This is a genomic window from Nonomuraea harbinensis (assembly GCF_019396385.1).
Lineage (GTDB): Bacteria > Actinomycetota > Actinomycetes > Streptosporangiales > Streptosporangiaceae > Nonomuraea > Nonomuraea ferruginea.
This window is the reverse complement of the sequence record NZ_JAHKRN010000039.1, coordinates 15,112-33,264: the sequence shown is the minus strand read 5'-3', so window position 1 is coordinate 33,264 and position 18,153 is coordinate 15,112. Positions and strand designations below refer to the sequence as shown.

Below are 18,153 nucleotides of genomic sequence, written 5' to 3'. Positions count from 1 at the left end.
GCGGCGACCCTGGCCGAGATCATCAGGAAGGTGTACGAGGGCGGCCGGTACATCGACCCGGAGCTGGCCGCGGACGCGCTGTCGATCCGGGAGTGCCCGCTGACCCCGCGCGAGCTGGACACGCTGCGCGCGGCCGCCGGGGGCGCGCCGGTGTCCAGGATCGCCAGGCAGCTGAGCCTGTCGGAAGGCACGGTGCGCAACCTGTCCTCGGCGGTGACGAAGCTCGCCGTGGCGGACCGGCATGCCGCCGTCCGCCGCGCCCGTGACATGGGCCGGCTCTGACGGTCATGATCGTCATCATGACTGAGAGGAACGTCCCCTTCGACGTGGCCGCCTACGAGGCGCGTGTCCGGTCCATCCCCTGTTTCATCTGCGCCATCGTCGCAGGCGACCCGGCCTACGAGCACGAGCAGATCTTCTACGAGGACGAGCACCACCTGGCGTTCCTGTCCGCCTACCCGACGGTGCCCGGCTACGTGCTGGTCAGCCCGAAGGCGCACGTCGAGCACGTGGTCCGCGACCTGGACGAGGAGGCGTACCTGGCGCTGACGGGCGTGGTGCGGAAGGTGGCGCTGGCGGTGGAGTCGGTGGTGCCGTCGGAGCGCACCTACCTGCTCTCGCTCGGCAGCCAGCAGGGCAACTCCCACCTGCACTGGCACGTGGTGCCGCTGCCGCCGGGCACCCCGTACGGGCAGCAGCAGTACCACGCGCTGATGTCGGAGAACGGGCTGATCCCGTGGAGCCGGGAGCAGGCGGAGGACCTGGCCGCGCGGCTCCGGGAAGCTGTGAGTTCCCTCTGAGTCCGCCCGCGTCCCCCAGGCCGGGGTCGCGGGCTCACAGAGGTCTCACAGGATCGCTCAGGACGTCTCCAACCGGGCGGGCCAGGCTGGCGGCATGATCCGGCTCAACGCACTGACCAAACGCCACGGCGGGACGCTCGCCGTGGACGGGCTCACGTTCGAGGTACGGCCCGGCCTCGTCACCGGTTTCCTGGGGCCCAACGGCGCGGGCAAGACCACCACCATGCGGATGATCCTCGGGCTCGACCTGCCGACGTCCGGCACGGTGACCGTCGGCGGGTGGCGCTACCGGGACCTGGAGACGCCGCTGCGCGAGGTGGGGTCGCTGCTGGAGGCGCAGTCCGTGCACCCGCGCCGCACCGCCCGCGACCACCTGCTCTACCTGGCCAGGAGCAGCGGCCTCCCGGACCGCAGGGTCGGCGAGGTGCTCGACCTGGTGGGCCTGTCCGACGCGGCGGGCTACCCGGCCGGCGGGTTCTCGCTCGGCATGTGCCAGCGGCTCGGCATCGCCGCCGCGCTGCTCGGGGACCCGCCGGTGCTGGTGCTGGACGAGCCGGTGAACGGGCTCGACCCGGAGGGCGTGCTGTGGATCCGCACGCTGCTGCGCGGCCTGGCCGCCGAGGGCCGCACGGTGCTGGTCTCCAGCCACCTGATGAGCGAGATGGCGGTGACCGCCGACCGGCTGGTGGTGATCGGCAGGGGCCGGCTGATCGCGGAAGGGGACGTCGAGGACTTCACCGGCGCCGGCGCCGAGGTGCTGGTCCGGGTGGCCGAAAGGGCGGGCTTCGGCAGGCTGCTGGAGCTGGCGGGGGCGCACGTGCGGGCGCACGGCGACGAGCTGGTGGTGACGGGCATGCCGGCCCCGGACATCGGGCGGCTGGCCGCGTCGGAAGGGGTGGCGCTGGCCGAGCTGACGCCTCGCCGCGCCTCGCTGGAGGACACGTTCATGGAGCTGACCAGGGACAGCGTCGAGTTCGGGGCCGCGCTGTGAGGGGGCTGGTGCGGGCCGAGTGGACCAAGTTCAGGAGCGTCCCCGTCATGCCGGTGCTGGCCGGGGCCGTCATCGCCGTGTCGGTGCTGCTGGGGTGGCTGTTCGCGCAGGCGTCGGCGGCCGAGTACGCGCGGGCCACGGCGGCGGACCAGGCCGTGTTCGATCCGCTGCAGGGAGGCTCCCGGGGCGTCTTCATCGTCCAGCTGCTGATCGCGGCGCTGGGCGCGCTCGTGGCCAGCACCGAGTACGGCTCCGGTACGATCCGGGCCACCGTGGCGGCGGCCGGGCGGCGCACCCGGCTGGTGGTGGCCAAGGCGGCGCTGGTGGCCGTGGCCGGGCTCACGGCAGGCGCGGCGGCGGTGTGGGGGATGTTCCTGGTCTCACAGATCACGCTCGCCATGCACGGCGTGCCGCGGGTCTGGCTGGACGATCCCGGCGCGGTGCGGCTGTTGCTCTTCGGGCCGGTGGTGCTGGAGCTGGTGGCGCTGTTCGGGCTGTCGCTCGGGATCCTGCTGAGGAGCACGGCGGCGGCGGTGAACACGGCCACGGCCTTCCTGCTGCTGCCGATGTTCGCCCCGATCATGCCCGACTTCCTGGGCCTCACGCTGAGCACCTGGTGGCCGAACACGGCCGCCTTCCGGTCGCTCATGCCCTCGGAAGGCTCACTCCCGATCTGGATGGGGATGGGGGTGCTGTCCGCTTTCGTGGCGGTCATGATGGTCTGGGCACGCACCCGGTTCCGCACGCGTGATGTGTGACCCCGGCTCGTAGGCTGAAGGCGGGAGGGCGGCAGGTGCGTGAACCCACAGGCGAGCGGCTGCTCGTGGTCGACGACGAGCCGACCGTCAAGGAGCTGCTCGCGGCCACGCTCCGGTTCGCGGGTTTCACCGTCAGCTCGGCCGACAGCGGCACGCGGGCCCTGGAGGCGGCCAGGCGCGACCCGCCCGATCTGGTGCTGCTCGACGTGATGCTGCCCGACCTCGACGGGTTCGAGGTGCTCCGCAGGCTGAGAACCTTGCCGAGGGCGGGCGGCAGGCCGGGGCCGGTGCCGGTGCTGTTCCTTACGGCGCGCGACGCCACCGCCGACAAGATCAACGGCCTGCGGCTGGGCGGCGACGACTACGTGACCAAGCCGTTCGACCTGGAGGAGCTGCTGGCCCGCATCAGGGCGATCCTGCGGCGCACCGGCGCCTCACCCGGCGACCACACGCTGACGGTCGGCGATCTGGAGGTCGACCCGGAAGGCCACCAGGTGACGCGGGGCGGCTTCCCGGTGCGGCTGTCGCCGACCGAGTTCAGGCTGCTGCGCCACCTGGCCGAGAACGCCGGCCGGGTGCTGCCCAAGGCGGACATCCTCCAGCACGTGTGGCGCTACGACTTCGCCGGCGACTCCAGCATCGTCGACACCTACATCAGCTACCTGCGCCGCAAGCTCGACACCGGCGGGCCGCGGCTCATCCACACCGTCCACGGCGTCGGCTACGTGCTGCGCAGGCCGAAGCCATGATCAGGCGGCTCTCGCTGCGCGCCCGGCTGCTCGCCATCACGGTGGCGCTGCTCGTGGCGGGCCTCGCGCTGGTGAGCACGGTCGTGGTACGGCAGCTCGAAGCCGAACTGCTGGCCCGGATCGACGCCCAGCTCGGCCCCTTGGCGACAGCGGCCGCCTCGATGCCGCCCGAGCTCATGGACCTGCTGCGCAAGCGGGCCGCCCCCGCCGCCCCGTCCCAGCTCGACCTGATCGAGGAGGTGCGGCTGGCCTTCCTCTCCGTCGACGGCACCGTGGTCACCACTGTGGTCGGCACCGGGGTCGGCAGCGGGGTCGGCACCGGCACCGGCCCTGCCTCCGGCGCTCCGGCGGCCGGCGAGCTGCCGCGGCTGCCCCGGCTGGACGCGGCGGCCGTCGAGGCCCGCGCGGGGCGCCCGTTCACGGTCTCCGGCGACGGCGGCGAGCAGTGGCGGACGATTGCGGTGCCCGCCACCCGCGGCACGCACGCCTCGGTCGTCGCGGCGGTCTCACTGGACGGGATGAACTCGACGGTCCAGCGGGTGCGGGTCGCCTCCCTGGTCGCGGGCGGGCTGCTGCTGGGCTTGCTGGCGCTGACGGGCGGGTTCGCGATCAGGGCCGGGCTGGCGCCGCTGCGCCGGGTCGAGGAGACCGCGGCGGCCATCGCCGCCGGCGACCTCAGCAGGAGGGTGCCCGAGCCCGCCGGTCCGGGCACCGAGGTGGGGCGGCTGGCCCGCTCCCTCAACGGCATGCTGGCGCAGATCGAGCGGGGCTTCTCCGCCCGGGAGGAGTCGGAGGCCAGGATGCGCCGTTTCGTCGCCGACGTGAGCCACGAACTGCGCACCCCGCTCTTCGGCATCAAGGGCTTCTCCGAGCTCTACCGCATGGGCGGCACGGACGCGGACGCGGCCCTGGCCCGCATCGAGAGCGAGTCCGCCCGCCTGGCCAAACTGGTGGACGACCTGCTGCTGCTCGCCACCATGGACCTCGCCACCCCCAACCCCACCCACACAACCCCCACCCCCGAAGCCCTCACCCCGGCCGACCTAGCCTCCAGAGACCCCACCCCGGCCGACCTCACCTCTAGAGACCCCACCTCCAGGGACCGCCCCTCCAGGGACCGCGCCAAGGGCTGCAGCCCTTTCGGGGGCCGCGCCCCCAGGGACCGCGCCACCGGTCGCGGCGCCTTCGGGCGCGGCTCCTCCGGAGACGCCTCCTTCGGAGACCGCCCCCTCGGGGACCGCGCCTTTGGAGACCGCCCCCTCGGGGACCGCACCACCGGCCAGGGCACCTTTGGGGACGGCGGGTTCAGGGACGGCGGGTTCAGGGACGGCGGGTTCAGGGACGGCGGGTTCAGGGACGGCGGGTTCAGGGACGGCGGGTTCGGGGTGGGGCTTGATCTGACGCCGATGGATCTGCGGACGCTCGCCGCCGACGCCCGCGCCGATCTCGCCGCTCTGGACCCGACGCGGGCGATCACGCTCACCGGCCCCGACGACGGCCCGCCGGGGAGCGCCCCGGTGCTGGGCGACGAGGACCGGCTCCGGCAGGTGGTCACGAACCTGGTGGGCAACGCCGTCACCCACACCCCGCCGGGAACCCCGGTCAGGATCGGCGTGGGCACCGTCGGCCGGGACGCGGCGCTGGTGATCGCCGACTCCGGCCCCGGACTCTCCCCCGAGCAGGCGGAGCGGGTCTTCGACCGGTTCTACCGCGCCGACGGCTCCCGCAACCGCACGACCGGAGGAGCGGGCCTCGGCCTGGCCATCGTCCGCTCCATCGTGACCGCCCACGGCGGCCGGGTGGAGATCCACTCCTCCCCCGGCGAAGGCGCGACCTTCCGCCTCCTCCTCCCGGCCGAGCCACAGTGAAACGAGAGCCACCCGGCACCTGAACTCCCACGAGAACCGACCACGTCCCAAGGTTCGAGATCCCCACTCACAGAACCACAGACCGGTTTCCATCGCCTACGGCGGAGCGGGCGGGCCGAAGGCTCGCTAACGGCGCCCAGCCCGAGGGGTTTCCCAAAAAGCTTGTAAAACCCAAACCAACCCAAAAACCCCGCCGAGACCCCAACTCCCAAAAGGCCGCAGAACCCAAACCGACCCTCACCAATAACCCACGACGCGAAACGGCGCCGCACAGAGGTGCGGCGCCGTTTCCCGGAAAAGAGCTCCGAAAAGCTACTTACGCTTGTCGACCTCTTCGGTGAGCTGCGGGACGACCTGGTGCAGGTCGCCCACGACGCCGTAGTCGGCCAGCTCGAAGATCGGCGCCTCCGGGTCCTTGTTGATCGCCACGATGGTCTTGGCGGTCTGCATGCCGGCCCGGTGCTGGATGGCGCCGGAGATGCCGGCCGCGATGTAGAGCTGCGGCGACACGGTCTTGCCGGTCTGGCCCACCTGGAACTGGTGCGGGTACCAGCCGGCGTCCGTGGCGGCGCGGGAGGCGCCCACGGCCGCGCCCAGGGCGTCGGCGAGGCCCTCGATGACCGAGAAGTTCTCCGCCGAGCCCACGCCGCGGCCGCCGGAGACCACGATCGCGGCCTCGGTCAGCTCGGGGCGGGCGCCCTTCTCCTGCTTGACGCGCTCGACGACGCGGGCGGACTTGGCGGCGTCGGACAGCGAGACCGACACCTCCTCCTCGGCGCCGGCGCCCGCGGCGGCCTCCGGGGCCGTCGAGTTCGGCCGCACGGCGACGATCGGGATGCCCCTGCTCACCTTCGCCTGGACGTTCACGCCGCCGCCGAAGATGGACTGCTCGGCCACGAAGCCGTCGCCGAGGCCCACGGCGTCGGTGATGACGCCGGAGTCGGTCTTGACGGCCAGCCGCCCGGCGACTTCCTTGCCCTCGGCGGTCGCGGCGACCAGCACGGCCGCGGGCGACTTCTCGCCGACGAGCTGGGCGAGCATCTCGGCCTTGGGCGCGACCACGTATCCGGTGATCTCCTCGGAGCCGGCCACGTAGATCGTCTCGGCGCCGTACTCGGCCAGCTTGGCCTTGGCCTCCGGGGTGTAGCCGGGGCCCGCCCAGACGGCGGCGGGCGTGCCGAGCCGGCGGGCCAGGGTCAGCAGCTCCAGCGTGACCTTCTTGACCTCGCCGTCGACCTGCTCGACGAGAACGAGAATCTCCGACATATCAGTAAAACCCCCGTTCTCAGATGAACTTCTTGGACGCGAGGAACTCGGCGGCCTTGGCACCGCCGTCGCCCTCGTCCTTGACGATCGTGCCGGCGGCACGCGGCGGGGCCGGGGCGAAGTCGACGACCTGCGACCAGGAGGAGTCGAGACCCACCTGGGCGGCGTCGATCTCGGCGTCGGCCACGCCCAGGGTCTCGACCGGCTTCTTCTTGGCCGCCATGATGCCCTTGAAGGACGGATAGCGCGGCTCGTTGATCTTCTCGACCACGGACACGACCGCGGGCAGCGAGGCCTCGACCCGGTCGAAACCGTAGTCGGTGATCCGCTGGATCTTGATGGACGAGCCGTCGACCTCGACCTTGTTGGCGAGCGTGAGCTGCGGCGTGCCGAGGCGCTCGGCCAGCATCGCGGGCAGCACGCCGGTGCGCGCGTCGGTGGACTCCGAGCCGAGGATGACCAGGTCGAACCCGATCTTCTTCAGCGCCTGGGCCATGGCGTAGGACGTGCCCAGCGCGTCGGAGCCGTGGAGCGCGTCGTCGATGAGGTGGACCGCCTTGTCGGCGCCCATGGCCAGGGCCTTGCGGATCGTCTCGGTGGCCTTGCCCGGGCCCATGGTGAGGACGGTCACCTCACCGCCGTGGGCCTCCTTGAGCTTGAGCGCCTCCTCGACCGCGTACTCGTCGAGCTCGTTCACCACGCCGTCGACCGCGTCACGGTCGAGGGTCTTGTCATCGGACCGCAGCTTGCGCTCGGTCGCCGTGTCGGGGACCTGCTTCACGCAGACGACAATGTTCATGGCCGGTGGCCGACCTCCCGTGTTCGCGTGCGCCGCCGCGCGAGCGGTCGGCGCCGGATGTCCTGTCCAGACTGCCAGGGCCCCATGGGCGTTGTGACAGCGGGTGTCCCGGCGCTCATGTTACCCACGGGTAGCTTACGCGCTGACACGTGCATCCGCGCGTAACGACTCCCCGCCCCACCTTACCGAGCTTTGTTCCGCTGCTTGCTGGCGGCCCTGGTCACGCGCTCAGGCTGTGAGCAGGAACACGATCCCGAGGACCAGTGCCGTGCCCGCGAACAGCGCCAGCACGGGCGTGCTGAAGAACGCGCTCAGCGCCACCGACAGGCCGATCGCCCCGGCGACGCCCACGGCGTCCGCGATGACCCTGCCCTTGGTGAAAGGCCCTCGGGAGAACAGCGCGAACCCCGCGTCCACCACCACTGCCAGCGAGAACACGGCCATCAGGAACAGCGCCACCTCCGGCAGCGGCTCGGTGGCCGCGGCCGACAGTAAGCCCACGAACACCGTCGAGCCGGCCAGCCAGCGCCTGCGCACCCTCTCCTGGTGCCGCGCCCTGGCGTCCTCCGCCGAGAGCTCGCCGCCCGCCTTGCCGGGCTGCCACGCCCTCGTCTCCATGTGGTGGACATCACGAGCGGAGCGGCGTCCCGTACCCGCCGAGGGCCGCGGCAGGCGGCGTAACCGCGGGACCGCCGCCACGCCGAGCCGCGCGCAGATGTCGGCCGCCACCGGCCGCGCGGCCGGGTCGGTGGCGAGGCACTCGGCCAGCAGCGGCTCCAGCCAGCCGGGCGCGCCCTCCAGGTCGGGATCGTGGTGGACGACGCGGTAGGCGACCGCCGACGCGGGCCCCGTGCCGTACGGGTGACGCCCGGTCGCGGCGTAGGCCAGCGTCGCCCCGAAGGAGAACACGTCGGCCGCCGGGCCGGCCGGCCCGCCCTCCAGCACCTCGGGCGCCAAGTAACCGGGGGTGCCGACCACCGCCCCCGAGGCGGTGACCGACAGCGAGTCGAGCGCGTGCGCGATGCCGAAGTCGATGACGACCGGCTCGCCCTCGCTCATCATCACGTTGGCCGGTTTGAGATCGCGGTGCACGACCCCCGCGTCGTGCATGGCCACCAGCGCCTCGGCCAGCCCGGTGGCCAGCTTGCGCAGGTCGGCCACCGGCACGGGCACCGCGCTGAGCGGCTTGCCCTGCACGTAGCGGGTCACGAGGTAGGGCCGGTCGCCGTCGAACGAGGCGTCGAGCACCTCCGCGACGTTCTTGCCGCCCACCAGCCGCATGGTCTCGACCTCGCGGGCCAGCCGGGCCAGCGCCGCCGAGTCGGCCGTGACGTGCGGATGGAGCACCTTGACCGCGACCGTGCGGCCATCCTGGTCGAGCGCCAGGTGCACGTGGCCGAACCCGCCCGCGCCCAGCCGCGAGAGCAGCTGGTAGGGGCCGAGGTGCTCGCTCATACCCCTACTTCTCCCCACCCCGGCCGCCGGGGACACTCACGACCAGGGCGACAGGAAGCCCAGCCCCAGCTCTCTCATCAGGTCGTCGACGAGGCCCGTGATCAGGCCGGTCGCACTGTCATGCGCCCGGGTGGTCAGCTCCTCGATGACGGTCTCGGGGGCCCGCCAGGGCTCCCACGACGGCGTGCCGCCCAGCGCGAACATCACCGCGAACAGCGCGACCGTGCCCATCACCAGGACCGCCACCGTCGCGGCGCCGGGCGAGCGCAGCACACCGGTGAGCGTGCGGGTGACCGCCTTGCGCGGCGAACCGCCGCCGGGCAGCAGGAACAGGCCGGCCACGAGCGCGCCGGCCGCGTAGGCGGCGGCCTCGTTCACGCCCATCCCGCCGCCCCACCGCAGCACGCCCCACACGCACACGCCGAACAGGATCGCCAGCGGCACCTGCACCACGCTCACCAGCGTGGCCTTGATCAGCGCCCACGGCGTGCCGACCAGCACGAGCAGCGGGTCGGCGGCGCTGCTGCCGCGCACCTGACGCCGCTGCACCATGTCGCCGAACAGGTATTCGCCCACCCGCAGCACCAGCGCCAGCACGATCGCGATCGCGCTCACCATGACCGGCATCATCACCGCCAGCGCGACCAGCGTGACGAGCCCGAGCAGCGCCACGAACTGGCTGCCCGCGAGGTAGCGCTTGCGCTCGCGGGGCGGCGTCTGGTCGCGCGGCGGCGTGTAGGCCCGGGGCCGCGCCTGGGCCTGGGCCCGCGGCTGGGGCTGGGCCTGCGGCTGCGCGTGTGTGGGGGCCGGCGCGGGATAGCCCGCCACCCGCTGGTCCGGCCACGGGGGCCGGGACGTGACAGGCGCGGGGACGTACGGCGGCGGCTTCTCCTCGCGCGCCGGCCGCCCGTACTGGACCGGCGGCAGCAGGTCCGAGAACGACTCCATGACCTTCGTACGGCCGAGCAGCCGCTTGGTCCGCCCCGGCTGGTCCTCCGGCGGCGACTCGTTGAACGTGGTCACCGACGGGTCGAGCGCCCTGGCCATGCGCAACAGCTCGCGGGCGTCGGGCCGGTCGGCGGGATCGACCTGGAGCGCGCGGCTCAGCCAGCCGCGCAGCCACACGGGCGCCTTGTCGAGCTGCGCCCGCCCCTCCATGATGTTGAAGCACACCGCCTCGAACGTGCCGGTGCCGAACGGCGGCACCCCCGTCGCGGCGAAGAACACCGTGGAGGCCAGCGAGTGCACGTCGGCCCGCTGCGTGATGTCGGAGTCGCGGATGATCTCCGGCGCCAGGTAGCCAGGCGTGCCGACGAACATGCCGGTCTGGGTCAGCCGGGTGGCGTTGACCAGATGGGCGATGCCGAAGTCGATGACCAGCGGCTCGCCGTCGACGAGCATCACGTTGGACGGCTTGAAGTCGCGGTGGATCACGTCGGCCGCGTGGATGGCCACGAGCGCCTGGCACAGGCCCTGGGCGAGGGTGATGAGCTGGCGCGGGCCGAGCGGCCCGTCGGACAGCACGGTCTCCTCCAGCGTGCGCCCAGGCGCGAACCGGGTCACCACGTACGGCTGGCCCCCCACCAGCTCGGCGTCGAGCACCTCGGCGACGTGCGGGCTGCGCACCCGGCGCATCGTCTCGACCTCGCGGGTGAGCCGGTCGCGCGCCTTCAGGTCGGCGGCGACGTGCGGATGCAGGACCTTGATGGCGACCTCGCGGCCGTCGCCGTCGATGCCGAGGTGCACCACCCCCATGCCGCCTTCGCCGATCTTCCGCACCAGCCGGTACGGGCCGAGCCGCTCTGGCGTCTGGGTGTTGCCCGCGCTCATCGCCATCGTCCCAGCGTCATCCCCCCGAGTCCCCCTTCCAGTCCTGCAGCAGATCGACCACGGGCCCGACGTTCACCGGAGTCCATATGGCCCTCCTCGCGTTGTCCCCGAATGTGCCGGTGGCGAGGATCGGCGTGAGCGCGGCCATCGCCGCGAACACTCCCGCCATCACCATCGCCGCTGTTCTCGAGGGTACGAGCGATGAGAGCGTCCTGCGCATCTGGCGCCCCGGGCCCTCGACTCCGGGGCCTGCGCACACCGTCCACAGGGCCACCCCGGCGCCCCAGGCCAGCGCGTTGTACGGGCTCATGCCGGCCATCACCGTGAGCAGGAGCGTCACGGGTAGTCCGAGTATGAGCGCGTACGGGATCAGGGCAAGCGTGATGGCCGCCGACTTGACCAGCGCCTTGGGGTAGGCGAACACTCTGATGACGTCCAGCGCGGCCGCGCCCGTCGGCCGGCGGGTGATCAGCTCGGGCTGGGCCAGGTCGGCGGCGCGCAGCAGCACCGCGACCGGCAGCGAGACCAGGGCCACCAGCACCGGCGCCCGCGCGGCCAGCACGATCATGATGATGAGCAGCATCGCGCCCGCCACCCCGTAGGCGGCCGATCGCTGCAGCACCTGACCGGGGCGGGCGCCGGGGATGAACGGCTCCCGCTTGGTCTGCGGGTCGGGCGGGAACTGGGCCTGCGGCGGGATGTACGGAGGGGGCTGCACCGGGGTGCCCCTGCCGTAGTCGGGGGCCTCGGGGCGCACCCGCCTGGTGGGCAGGTCCTGCGGGTCGGGCCGCACCCGCCGGGTCGGCACGTCGGCCTCCGGCACATGGTGGTTGGCCTGACCCTGGCCGCCCGGGCCCTGCTGCCAGGGCGCGCTCTGCTGGGCCTCGCGCTGCATCTGACGCAGCTCCTCCGGGCTCACCCTGCGCGTCGGCCACGGGTCGCCCTGGCCGAGCAGCGAGACGTACCGCTGGTCCTGCGCGGGCGGCGGGACGCGCGGGTCCTGCCCCTCGACGAGCTTGCGCGGCGTCATCGGCGGCGTGGAGATCTCCCACGACGGCTTGTCACCGGCCTCCGCATCCCGAGCCCCGCCACCCCCTTGCGCCCCACCAGCCACCTGCGAGCCGTGCGGCCCTCCAGCAGGGCCTTGCGGCCCGCTGCCGGGGCCGTGAGGCCTACCGGCAAGCCCTTGCGGCGCACTGCCCGTGCCGTGAGGCCCGCTCGCATGACTCTGCGGCCCGCTCCCTTGCCCATACGGCCCGGCGGCGGCACTTTGAGCACCGCTTCCCTGCCCATATGGCCCGGCGGCGGCACCCTGAGCGCCGCTGCCAGGGCCATGCGGCCCTCCGGCGGGGCCTTGACCCGGCGGGCCGCCGAGGAGGCTCTGCGCTCCGCTGCCCGGCCCCTGCGGGCCGCTCGCCGCGGCGCCGTGCGGCAGGGACGAAGGCCCCTGAGGGCCGCCGCTCTGCGGGACCTGAGAACCGCCGCCGGCCGCGGGGAACGCCGACTGAGAACCGCTTCCGGGGAAGGCCGGCTGGGAGCCGCCGGGGAAGGCCGGTTGGGGGCCGCTGGCGGGCTGGGGGCGGATTCTGTCGTGGCCGGGTGCGGGGGTGGTCGGTCCCTCGTACGGGGGAGTCACGGACGGGTCCGGGTGGGGGACCGTGGAGATCTCGTCGGGCATCGACAGCCCGGCCTTGGGCATCAGCCTGGCCACCTGCTCGGCCAGCTCGGCCGCCTTGGGCCGCTTCGCCGGGTTGCGCTGGAAGGCGCCCTTGAGCAGCGGCTGGAGCGGCCCGGGGGCGGCGCTCACGTCGGCCTTGCCCGCGGTGATGTTGTAGAACACCATCTCCAGCGTGCCCTTGCCGAACGGCGGCTGGCCCGTGCCGGCGTAGAGGAGCGTGCCGGCCCAGGCGTGGATGTCGACCTCGGGCCCGGCCTCCTGCCCCTCGATGATCTCCGGCGCGAGGTAGCCGGGCGTGCCGATGAACATGCCCGTCTGGGTCAGCCGCGTCGCGTCGACCGCCTGCGCGATGCCGAAGTCGATCAGCACGGGATCGCCGTCGAGGATCAGCACGTTGCCCGGCTTGAGGTCGCGGTGGATCACGCCGACCGAGTGGACGGCGGCCAGCGCCGCGGCCACCCCGTGGCCGATCTTGAGCAGCGCGGGCAGGTCGAGCGGGCCGTCGTCCTTGACGATCTCGTCGAGCGAGCGGCCGGCGACGTAGCGGGTGACGATGTACGGGCGATGACCGGTCACATCGGCGTCGAGCACCTCGGCGATGTACTTGCTCCGCACCCGGCGCATCGTCTCGACCTCGCGCGAAAGCCGCCGCCTGGCGAGCTCGTCGCCGGCGACCTCGGCGCGCAGGACCTTGACCGCGACCTGCCGCCCCTGGGGGCCGACCGCGAGGTGGACGACGCCCATTCCCCCCTCGCCGAGCCGCCTGAGCAGCCGGTAAGGGCCTAGTCGGTCATCGTTCATGGCATGAAGCACCATACCGGCTTAATCCCCGCCCACGAGATGAACCATGAGGCCACATTCCCACTCGTACAACGTCCGGATCGGGGTGAATGGTTTCCGATCCAACGGTCTCGGTTCGGCCACGGTGTCTTCCCTCCGTGACCGATCGGCCCTCCGCCGGCATCGTTCCTCGCTCTCTGGAGCTGTCGCGCTCAGACGGACAGGGAGAGGACTTCGGCTCCCTTCAGCCCGGCCAGGGTGGCTCCGGAGACGGCGAGCTTGGACCGGCGCAGGCCGCTGCCGATGACCACCTCGGGGTGCTCGGCGACCTGGGTGTCGACCAGGATCGGCCAGTCGGCCGGCAGGCCGATCGGGGTGATGCCGCCGTACTCCATCGCGGTGAGCTCCACCGCCTCCTCCATCGGGGCGAAGCTCGCCTTGCGGGCGCCGAGATGCTTGCGCACCACGCCGTTGACGTCGGCCCGTGTCGTCGCCAGCACCATGCAGGCGGCGTAGCGGACCTCGCCGCCGCGCTTGGCGGCTACGACGACGCAGTTGGCCGAAGCTCCCATGGCCACGCCGTAGCGCTCGCAGAACGCGGCCGTGTCGGCCAGCTCCGGGTCGATCTCCGCGACCCGGGCGTCCTCCACCTGCCCGATCGCCCGCGCCACCGGCTCGGCCAGCAGGTCGGTCCGGCCGGCGGCCGGCACCCAGTGCAACGTCATCCCATCTCCTCGATCGCTCCTCTCAGGACCTTACGCCGGTCCCGGGAGCAGCGGGTGGCGTCACGATGACTGCAGCACGCGTTTGTGCAGCTCAGTGACGACGCCACGGGCTGATTCCATCGCTCCGGCCATCCAGGCGGTCAGCCGGGTGAGCCAGTCGCCCGCGAAGTAGACCCTTCCGCTGGGACGTTGCAGAAGAGTGAAGGACGAATCAAAGGCGGGCCAGCTCGCCCAGCCGCCCTGGATGTGTTCCTGGCGCTCCCAGGCGATGGAGATGGAGGACAGGACGCCGGTGCGGTACTTCTCGCCGTGGATCTTCTTGCCCTGGGTGAGCGCGCGGCGGCGGCGGTCGTCGGGGGTGAGCGCGCCGTACAGCTCGGCGTCCGGCCCGTGGTTGTAGTAGCCGACCAGCACGCCGCGCTCGCCGTGGTAGCCGTACGAGGGGTACCAGATGCGTGCGATGTCCAGGTCGGTCTCGCTGACGCCGCCGTAGATCCGGTCCTCCAGCTCCCACCAGCGGCGGTCGTACTCCAGGCCGATCTTCCCGGTGGACATGGGCGTGGGGAGCCGCAGGGCGGCGGTGACGTCCGCGCCCAGGTTGTGCGGGATCTTGGCGAGCAGGTGGGGCGGCAGGGTGGCGATGCAGTAGTCGGCCTTGATCCGGCCGCCGTCCCAGGTGACCTCGACCCCGTCGGGCAGGTCGGTGATCCCGGTGACCTTGGCGCCGGTGGTGATCCGGTCCGCGCCGATGGCCTCCACCAGTCTGGTGACGATCGTGTCCGTGCCGCCGACGACCTGGAACATGGGGCTGGCCTGGTCGTGGCCGAAGTCGTTGGTGATGGCCCGGCCGGTGCCAGCGGCGAGCACCTGCGCCAGGCTGCCGGGCGGGGGGAACGGGCTGCCCTCGTCCAGGCCCGGGTAGTCGAAGAAGCCGCGGCGGGGCGAGCCCTCGTAGTCGAGCTCGGGGCCCAGGTCGCCGAAGCGGCGCAGGAAGGTGAGCAGCCGATCCCGGTCCTCGGCGGTGAGCTTGCGGTCGAGCGCGCCGGAGTCGGTGGCCTTCGCGAGCAGTTCGGCGACATATCCGTACATGTCGGCGCGGGCGGTGCGTTGGCGCACGGACTGGCCGTTGGTGTGGATGTACGCCTGGGCGTTCCTGTTGACGAACGTCTCGATGGGGACGCCCAGTTCGCGGCAGTAGTCCAGGGTCACCATCCACTGCGCGATCCGGGCCGGGCCGGCGTTGAAGTAGAGGCCCTCGCCCAGCTTGACCTCCTGGGCGGGGCCGTTCAGCTCGGTCAGCCGGTCGCCGCCGCGCAGGGTGAGGTTGCGCCCGCCGGCCTTGGCCCTGGCCTCCAGCAGCGTGCAGTCGTAGCCGGCCTTGCCCAGCTCGTAGGCGGCGGTCAGCCCCGTCACGCCGGCGCCGAGTATCACCACCTTGGCCGCGCCGCGCCCTTGCAGGGAGAAGTCGCCCGGCCTGGGCGGGGTGAAGGTCTTGTCCTGCTCGTCGGGGGCCAGCCCCAGCGCGCCCATGGCGGCGTACATGGCCCCGGCGCCGCCCGCGGCCCCGATGCCCACCAGCAGCCCGCGCCTGGTCAGCTCCGCGCCTTCCATGCCACCCGCCTCCAGCCCTGGCCGCGCTGTCAGACCCGCGCGGCGTCACGAACCCGCCCATGCTGCCGCCCCGCCGCCCGGGACACCCACGGAACCGACCAATCCATCGCAAAACCTGGAACGCCGGACGAACGGTGGAACCCTACGACTCCCCGCCCCCGGTCCTCACGCGAGGGCCCTCACCCGTACGGGCCGCTGCCGCAGGCCACCTGGCCGCCGATCGTCGCGAAGATGCCGAACAGCGCCATGATCTGCGCGAAGTCGTCCGTCGTGAACTCGGTGTGCCGCGACCCCGCCACCTTCACCCCGGGGATCAGCGCCACGGCCGCCGCGATCGCCGTCGAGTTCCACTCCACACCCAGCGTGTACGGGGGATCGATCGTGTAGGGCGTGAAGTCGGTCAACCGGCTGAGCGCCCTGGCCATGCCCTCACGGATCCGTCCCTGGGCCACGCTCGGCGGCAGCAGCTCGGCGGAGAACTTGTCGATCCCCTTCTTGACCGCCACCGTCTCCACATCGCCGAGCAGCTGGCGGGCCTCCTCGCCGACGGCCTCGTCACCGGTGACCAGCACCACCGGCACGCCGTGGAACCCGGCGCACGCCGCCACCACCCGCGTCTCCCCGGCGATCTCTCCGTTGAGGTAGACGTTCTGGATCTCCTTGCCCATCCACGTGTGGTTGAGCACGCCGTGGCTCACCCCGGCCCGCGCGTGGTAGCCGACGAAGCCGGCCGCCTGGAAGGACCCGTCGAGCCCGTGCGCCATCCGCTGCGCCTTGCCCGGCCCCCTGATCAGGGTCGCCCGCGGGTCGAGCAGGTCGATCCGCAGGTTCTTGGTCGACCCGTGGGCGTCGTTCACCAGCACCTTCCCGGCGCCGGCGGCGAACGCCCCCTCGACCGCCGCGTTGGCGTCGGCCGTCATCAGCTCGCAGCCCCGCTCGTACCCGCGCTTGCCCGCGTGCATCTCCTCGGGGTCGGTCAGGCCGGTGACGCCTTCCATGTCGACGGACAGGTAGACCCTCATGCGCTCACTCCCTCACTCGCTGCCGCCGGAGACGTTATCCGGTGGAGCCCCAGGTCTCGACCCGGTGGATCTCCTTCTCCGTCATGAGGCCGACCTCGGCGGTCATGAACGAGGTGGCCCGCTCGCGCCACGGCTCCGGGATCTCGGCCAGCGCCGGCGGGTAGCAGTGTTCGAGCCAACTGGTGGACTCCTCCGTGGCGTCGAAGTAGTCGAGTGCCCCGGCGAAGAGCGTCCGCTCGATCCCGGGGATGCGGGCCAGGCCGTACTCGACCATCTCCTGACCGCCGTACGGCGGCGGGCAGAGCCACTTCCTGGCCCGGGGGTGGCCGGCGGTGAGCGGGGTGTCGAGCGGGCGGCGTTCGACGGCGGCCTGGATGAGCTCCTTGTACAGGCACTTGGCGCAGGTCCGGCAGGGGCCGTCGGCCGCGCCGCTGAGGCACCACCGGACCTGGCCGGCGAGCTCGGACTCCAGCGCCAGGCGCATGGTGACCGCCTCGCTCACGCCGCCGACGGGCAGCACGATGTGCACGCCCACCGCGGCGAAGAGCCGGCCCCACTTGCCGTGCGGGGCCCACATGGGGTTGTCGGGGGTGTAGCGGTGCAGGTAGCGGCCGCCGCCGAGCCAGCGCGACCCGATCTCGTAGCCGAAGCCCAGCCCGCCGAGGTCCAGCCGGTCGGCGTTGAGCAGCGCGCCCGCCGCCACCGCGTGGTGCTCCGGATAGCCGGGGCGCGGCTCGGCCAGGGTGTACTCCAGGTCGGAGCGCACCGTGGTGAGCGGCCGGCCGGTCTGCTGGGCGAGCCTGGCCAGGACGTCGGAGCGGTAGTGCGGCCACCGGTTCGGCACCCGGGGGTGCGGCACCCGGCGGAAGTGCACGAACGGGGCGTCGGGGTAGATCGCGGCCGCGGCCACGGAGTCGGCGCCGCCGCTGTACGAGATCGCGAGCGTGCCGCCGGCGGCCCGGGGCTCGGCGCCGACGGGGCCGGCCTCGACGCCCCAGCCGTCATGGAGGGCCTGCGCGAACCGGGCGGAGACCGCGCGGTCGAAGGTGATCCGCTTCCTCGTCCAGGGCGCGACGACCGTCCAGGCGGCGACGGCGAACAGGTCGGGGTGGGCGTCGTCCGGCACGTCGGTGATGGTGCAGGAGTTCGTGGCCAGCTTGACGGGATACTCGTCGGAGGCCTTGCCGGTGATCTGGTCTTCGAGGTCGAGCCGGAACGTGAGAAGGCCGTCAGCCCAGGTCACGCGCACGGCCGAGGCTCCTCCCGCGCCGCGGCGGGCACCCGCGCCTTGAGGTCGTCGATCGCCTGCCAGATGAGGACCTCGTTCTGCAGCAGGCCGTCGAGGGCCTGGGCGGTCTCCTTGGCCAGGCGGTGGGCGTCACCGGCGACCCGCTGGGCGTCGGCGGACCCGGGCTGCGGCCCCGGCGGCCCGGCCGGTTGCCTGACGGCGGCGCGCAGGCGCTCGACCTCGGCCTGGAGGGCGGCCATCTCCCGGCGCAGCGTCTGCACCTCCCAGAGAGCGTCTCTGATGTCCTGGCGGTGATCCGCGATCGAGATGTACCGGGAGTCGAACCACGAACGCACGGCTTGACGCAGCCGCGCGGGGACGAGGACGCGCTTCATGGAACGTCACCATAGTCGGAAACCTCCCTCGCTCCTGCCGTCCGAATCCGGGCTGTAGCTGGATCGGTATGGCTCTGCCACCGAATATCCGGCATATCCGGCGGACCTTGACAGAGGTGTTGACGAAGCGGCCCCCGCCATCTACGTTTCCGGCTGGCGACGAAATATATCGTCACTTTTCCGAAAAGTTTCGGAGGC

At 72.5% G+C, this 18,153-nt stretch carries 16 protein-coding genes; 6 read left to right on the top strand and 10 right to left on the bottom strand.

Features of this window, described 5'->3' with window-relative positions; genetic code table 11:
- The first annotated feature begins 30 nt into the window (after window positions 1-30).
- The 6 genes from KME79_RS31725 to KME79_RS31700 all read left to right on the top strand — a co-directional run bounded on the left by KME79_RS31725 (window position 31) and on the right by KME79_RS31700 (window position 5,166).
- Window positions 31-282, top strand: a complete 252-nt coding sequence (locus KME79_RS31725) for a response regulator transcription factor (RefSeq protein ID WP_372452501.1) — start codon at window positions 31-33, stop codon at window positions 280-282.
- Between the two features lie 17 nt (window positions 283-299).
- Window positions 300-800, top strand: coding sequence for an HIT family protein (locus KME79_RS31720; protein WP_219548376.1), 501 nt, complete (start codon window positions 300-302; stop codon window positions 798-800).
- Window positions 801-894: 94 nt separating this feature from the next.
- Window positions 895-1,791 (top strand): ABC transporter ATP-binding protein, encoded by an 897-nt coding sequence (locus KME79_RS31715; RefSeq protein WP_219548374.1) that lies wholly within the window; start codon window positions 895-897, stop codon window positions 1,789-1,791.
- Window positions 1,788-2,549: an ABC transporter permease gene (locus KME79_RS31710; protein WP_219548371.1), complete on the top strand. Its 762-nt coding sequence runs from the start codon at window positions 1,788-1,790 to the stop codon at window positions 2,547-2,549. The genes KME79_RS31715 and KME79_RS31710 overlap by 4 nt, the downstream gene beginning before the upstream one ends.
- A gap of 35 nt (window positions 2,550-2,584) precedes the next feature.
- Window positions 2,585-3,298, top strand: a complete 714-nt coding sequence (locus KME79_RS31705; protein WP_219548358.1) for a response regulator transcription factor — start codon at window positions 2,585-2,587, stop codon at window positions 3,296-3,298.
- Complete coding sequence (locus KME79_RS31700; protein WP_219548356.1) at window positions 3,295-5,166, top strand: sensor histidine kinase; 1,872 nt, start codon at window positions 3,295-3,297, stop codon at window positions 5,164-5,166. Before KME79_RS31705 ends, KME79_RS31700 begins: the two co-directional genes overlap by 4 nt.
- Before the next feature lie 312 nt (window positions 5,167-5,478).
- Here the strand turns inward: KME79_RS31700 and KME79_RS31695 are convergent, their stop codons facing one another.
- From KME79_RS31695 to KME79_RS31650, 10 genes are all read right to left on the bottom strand, one after another.
- Entirely contained in the window at window positions 5,479-6,432 is a 954-nt protein-coding gene (locus KME79_RS31695; protein ID WP_219548353.1) for an electron transfer flavoprotein subunit alpha/FixB family protein, read from the bottom strand.
- A 19-nt stretch (window positions 6,433-6,451) separates the two neighbouring features.
- A complete protein-coding gene (locus KME79_RS31690) occupies window positions 6,452-7,231 on the bottom strand; it encodes an electron transfer flavoprotein subunit beta/FixA family protein (RefSeq protein WP_219548351.1) in 780 nt (259 codons plus the stop codon).
- 228 nt (window positions 7,232-7,459) lie between these two features.
- Window positions 7,460-8,686: a serine/threonine-protein kinase gene (locus tag KME79_RS31685; protein ID WP_219548349.1), complete on the bottom strand. Its 1,227-nt coding sequence runs from the start codon at window positions 8,684-8,686 to the stop codon at window positions 7,460-7,462.
- Window positions 8,687-8,722: 36 nt separating this feature from the next.
- Window positions 8,723-10,522, bottom strand: coding sequence for a serine/threonine-protein kinase (locus KME79_RS31680; protein ID WP_246640756.1), 1,800 nt, complete (start codon window positions 10,520-10,522; stop codon window positions 8,723-8,725).
- A 10-nt stretch (window positions 10,523-10,532) separates the two neighbouring features.
- The gene (locus tag KME79_RS46575) at window positions 10,533-12,995 is read right to left on the bottom strand and encodes a serine/threonine-protein kinase (RefSeq protein ID WP_219548347.1); all 2,463 of its coding nucleotides are present in this window, start codon (window positions 12,993-12,995) and stop codon (window positions 10,533-10,535) included.
- Window positions 12,996-13,186: 191 nt separating this feature from the next.
- Window positions 13,187-13,699: a YbaK/EbsC family protein gene (locus KME79_RS31670; RefSeq protein ID WP_219548345.1), complete on the bottom strand. Its 513-nt coding sequence runs from the start codon at window positions 13,697-13,699 to the stop codon at window positions 13,187-13,189.
- Between the two features lie 60 nt (window positions 13,700-13,759).
- Window positions 13,760-15,310 (bottom strand): flavin monoamine oxidase family protein, encoded by a 1,551-nt coding sequence (locus KME79_RS31665; RefSeq protein WP_219548343.1) that lies wholly within the window; start codon window positions 15,308-15,310, stop codon window positions 13,760-13,762.
- Between the two features lie 179 nt (window positions 15,311-15,489).
- Window positions 15,490-16,332, bottom strand: a complete 843-nt coding sequence (locus KME79_RS31660) for a M55 family metallopeptidase (RefSeq protein WP_219548340.1) — start codon at window positions 16,330-16,332, stop codon at window positions 15,490-15,492.
- Between the two features lie 34 nt (window positions 16,333-16,366).
- Window positions 16,367-17,581, bottom strand: a complete 1,215-nt coding sequence (locus tag KME79_RS47165; protein ID WP_219548338.1) for a DUF6395 domain-containing protein — start codon at window positions 17,579-17,581, stop codon at window positions 16,367-16,369.
- Complete coding sequence (locus KME79_RS31650) at window positions 17,572-17,955, bottom strand: hypothetical protein (protein ID WP_219548336.1); 384 nt, start codon at window positions 17,953-17,955, stop codon at window positions 17,572-17,574. Before KME79_RS31650 ends, KME79_RS47165 begins: the two co-directional genes overlap by 10 nt.
- Between the last annotated feature and the right edge of the window lie 198 nt (window positions 17,956-18,153).

Bases quoted from the DNA above. Each gene is read 5' to 3' on its own strand.
- KME79_RS31680 (WP_246640756.1), bottom strand. From the start codon at position 10,522: ATGGCGATGAGCGCGGGCAACACCCAGACGCCAGAGCGGCTCGGCCCG.
- KME79_RS31665 (WP_219548343.1), bottom strand. From the start codon at position 15,310: ATGGAAGGCGCGGAGCTGACCAGGCGCGGGCTGCTGGTGGGCATCGGG.
- KME79_RS46575 (WP_219548347.1), bottom strand. From the start codon at position 12,995: ATGAACGATGACCGACTAGGCCCTTACCGGCTGCTCAGGCGGCTCGGC.
- KME79_RS31650 (WP_219548336.1), bottom strand. From the start codon at position 17,955: ATGAAGCGCGTCCTCGTCCCCGCGCGGCTGCGTCAAGCCGTGCGTTCG.
- KME79_RS31660 (WP_219548340.1), bottom strand. From the start codon at position 16,332: ATGAGGGTCTACCTGTCCGTCGACATGGAAGGCGTCACCGGCCTGACC.
- KME79_RS31670 (WP_219548345.1), bottom strand. From the start codon at position 13,699: ATGACGTTGCACTGGGTGCCGGCCGCCGGCCGGACCGACCTGCTGGCC.
- KME79_RS31685 (WP_219548349.1), bottom strand. From the start codon at position 8,686: ATGAGCGAGCACCTCGGCCCCTACCAGCTGCTCTCGCGGCTGGGCGCG.
- KME79_RS31720 (WP_219548376.1), top strand. From the start codon at position 300: ATGACTGAGAGGAACGTCCCCTTCGACGTGGCCGCCTACGAGGCGCGT.
- KME79_RS31695 (WP_219548353.1), bottom strand. From the start codon at position 6,432: ATGTCGGAGATTCTCGTTCTCGTCGAGCAGGTCGACGGCGAGGTCAAG.
- KME79_RS31715 (WP_219548374.1), top strand. From the start codon at position 895: ATGATCCGGCTCAACGCACTGACCAAACGCCACGGCGGGACGCTCGCC.
- KME79_RS31690 (WP_219548351.1), bottom strand. From the start codon at position 7,231: ATGAACATTGTCGTCTGCGTGAAGCAGGTCCCCGACACGGCGACCGAG.
- KME79_RS31700 (WP_219548356.1), top strand. From the start codon at position 3,295: ATGATCAGGCGGCTCTCGCTGCGCGCCCGGCTGCTCGCCATCACGGTG.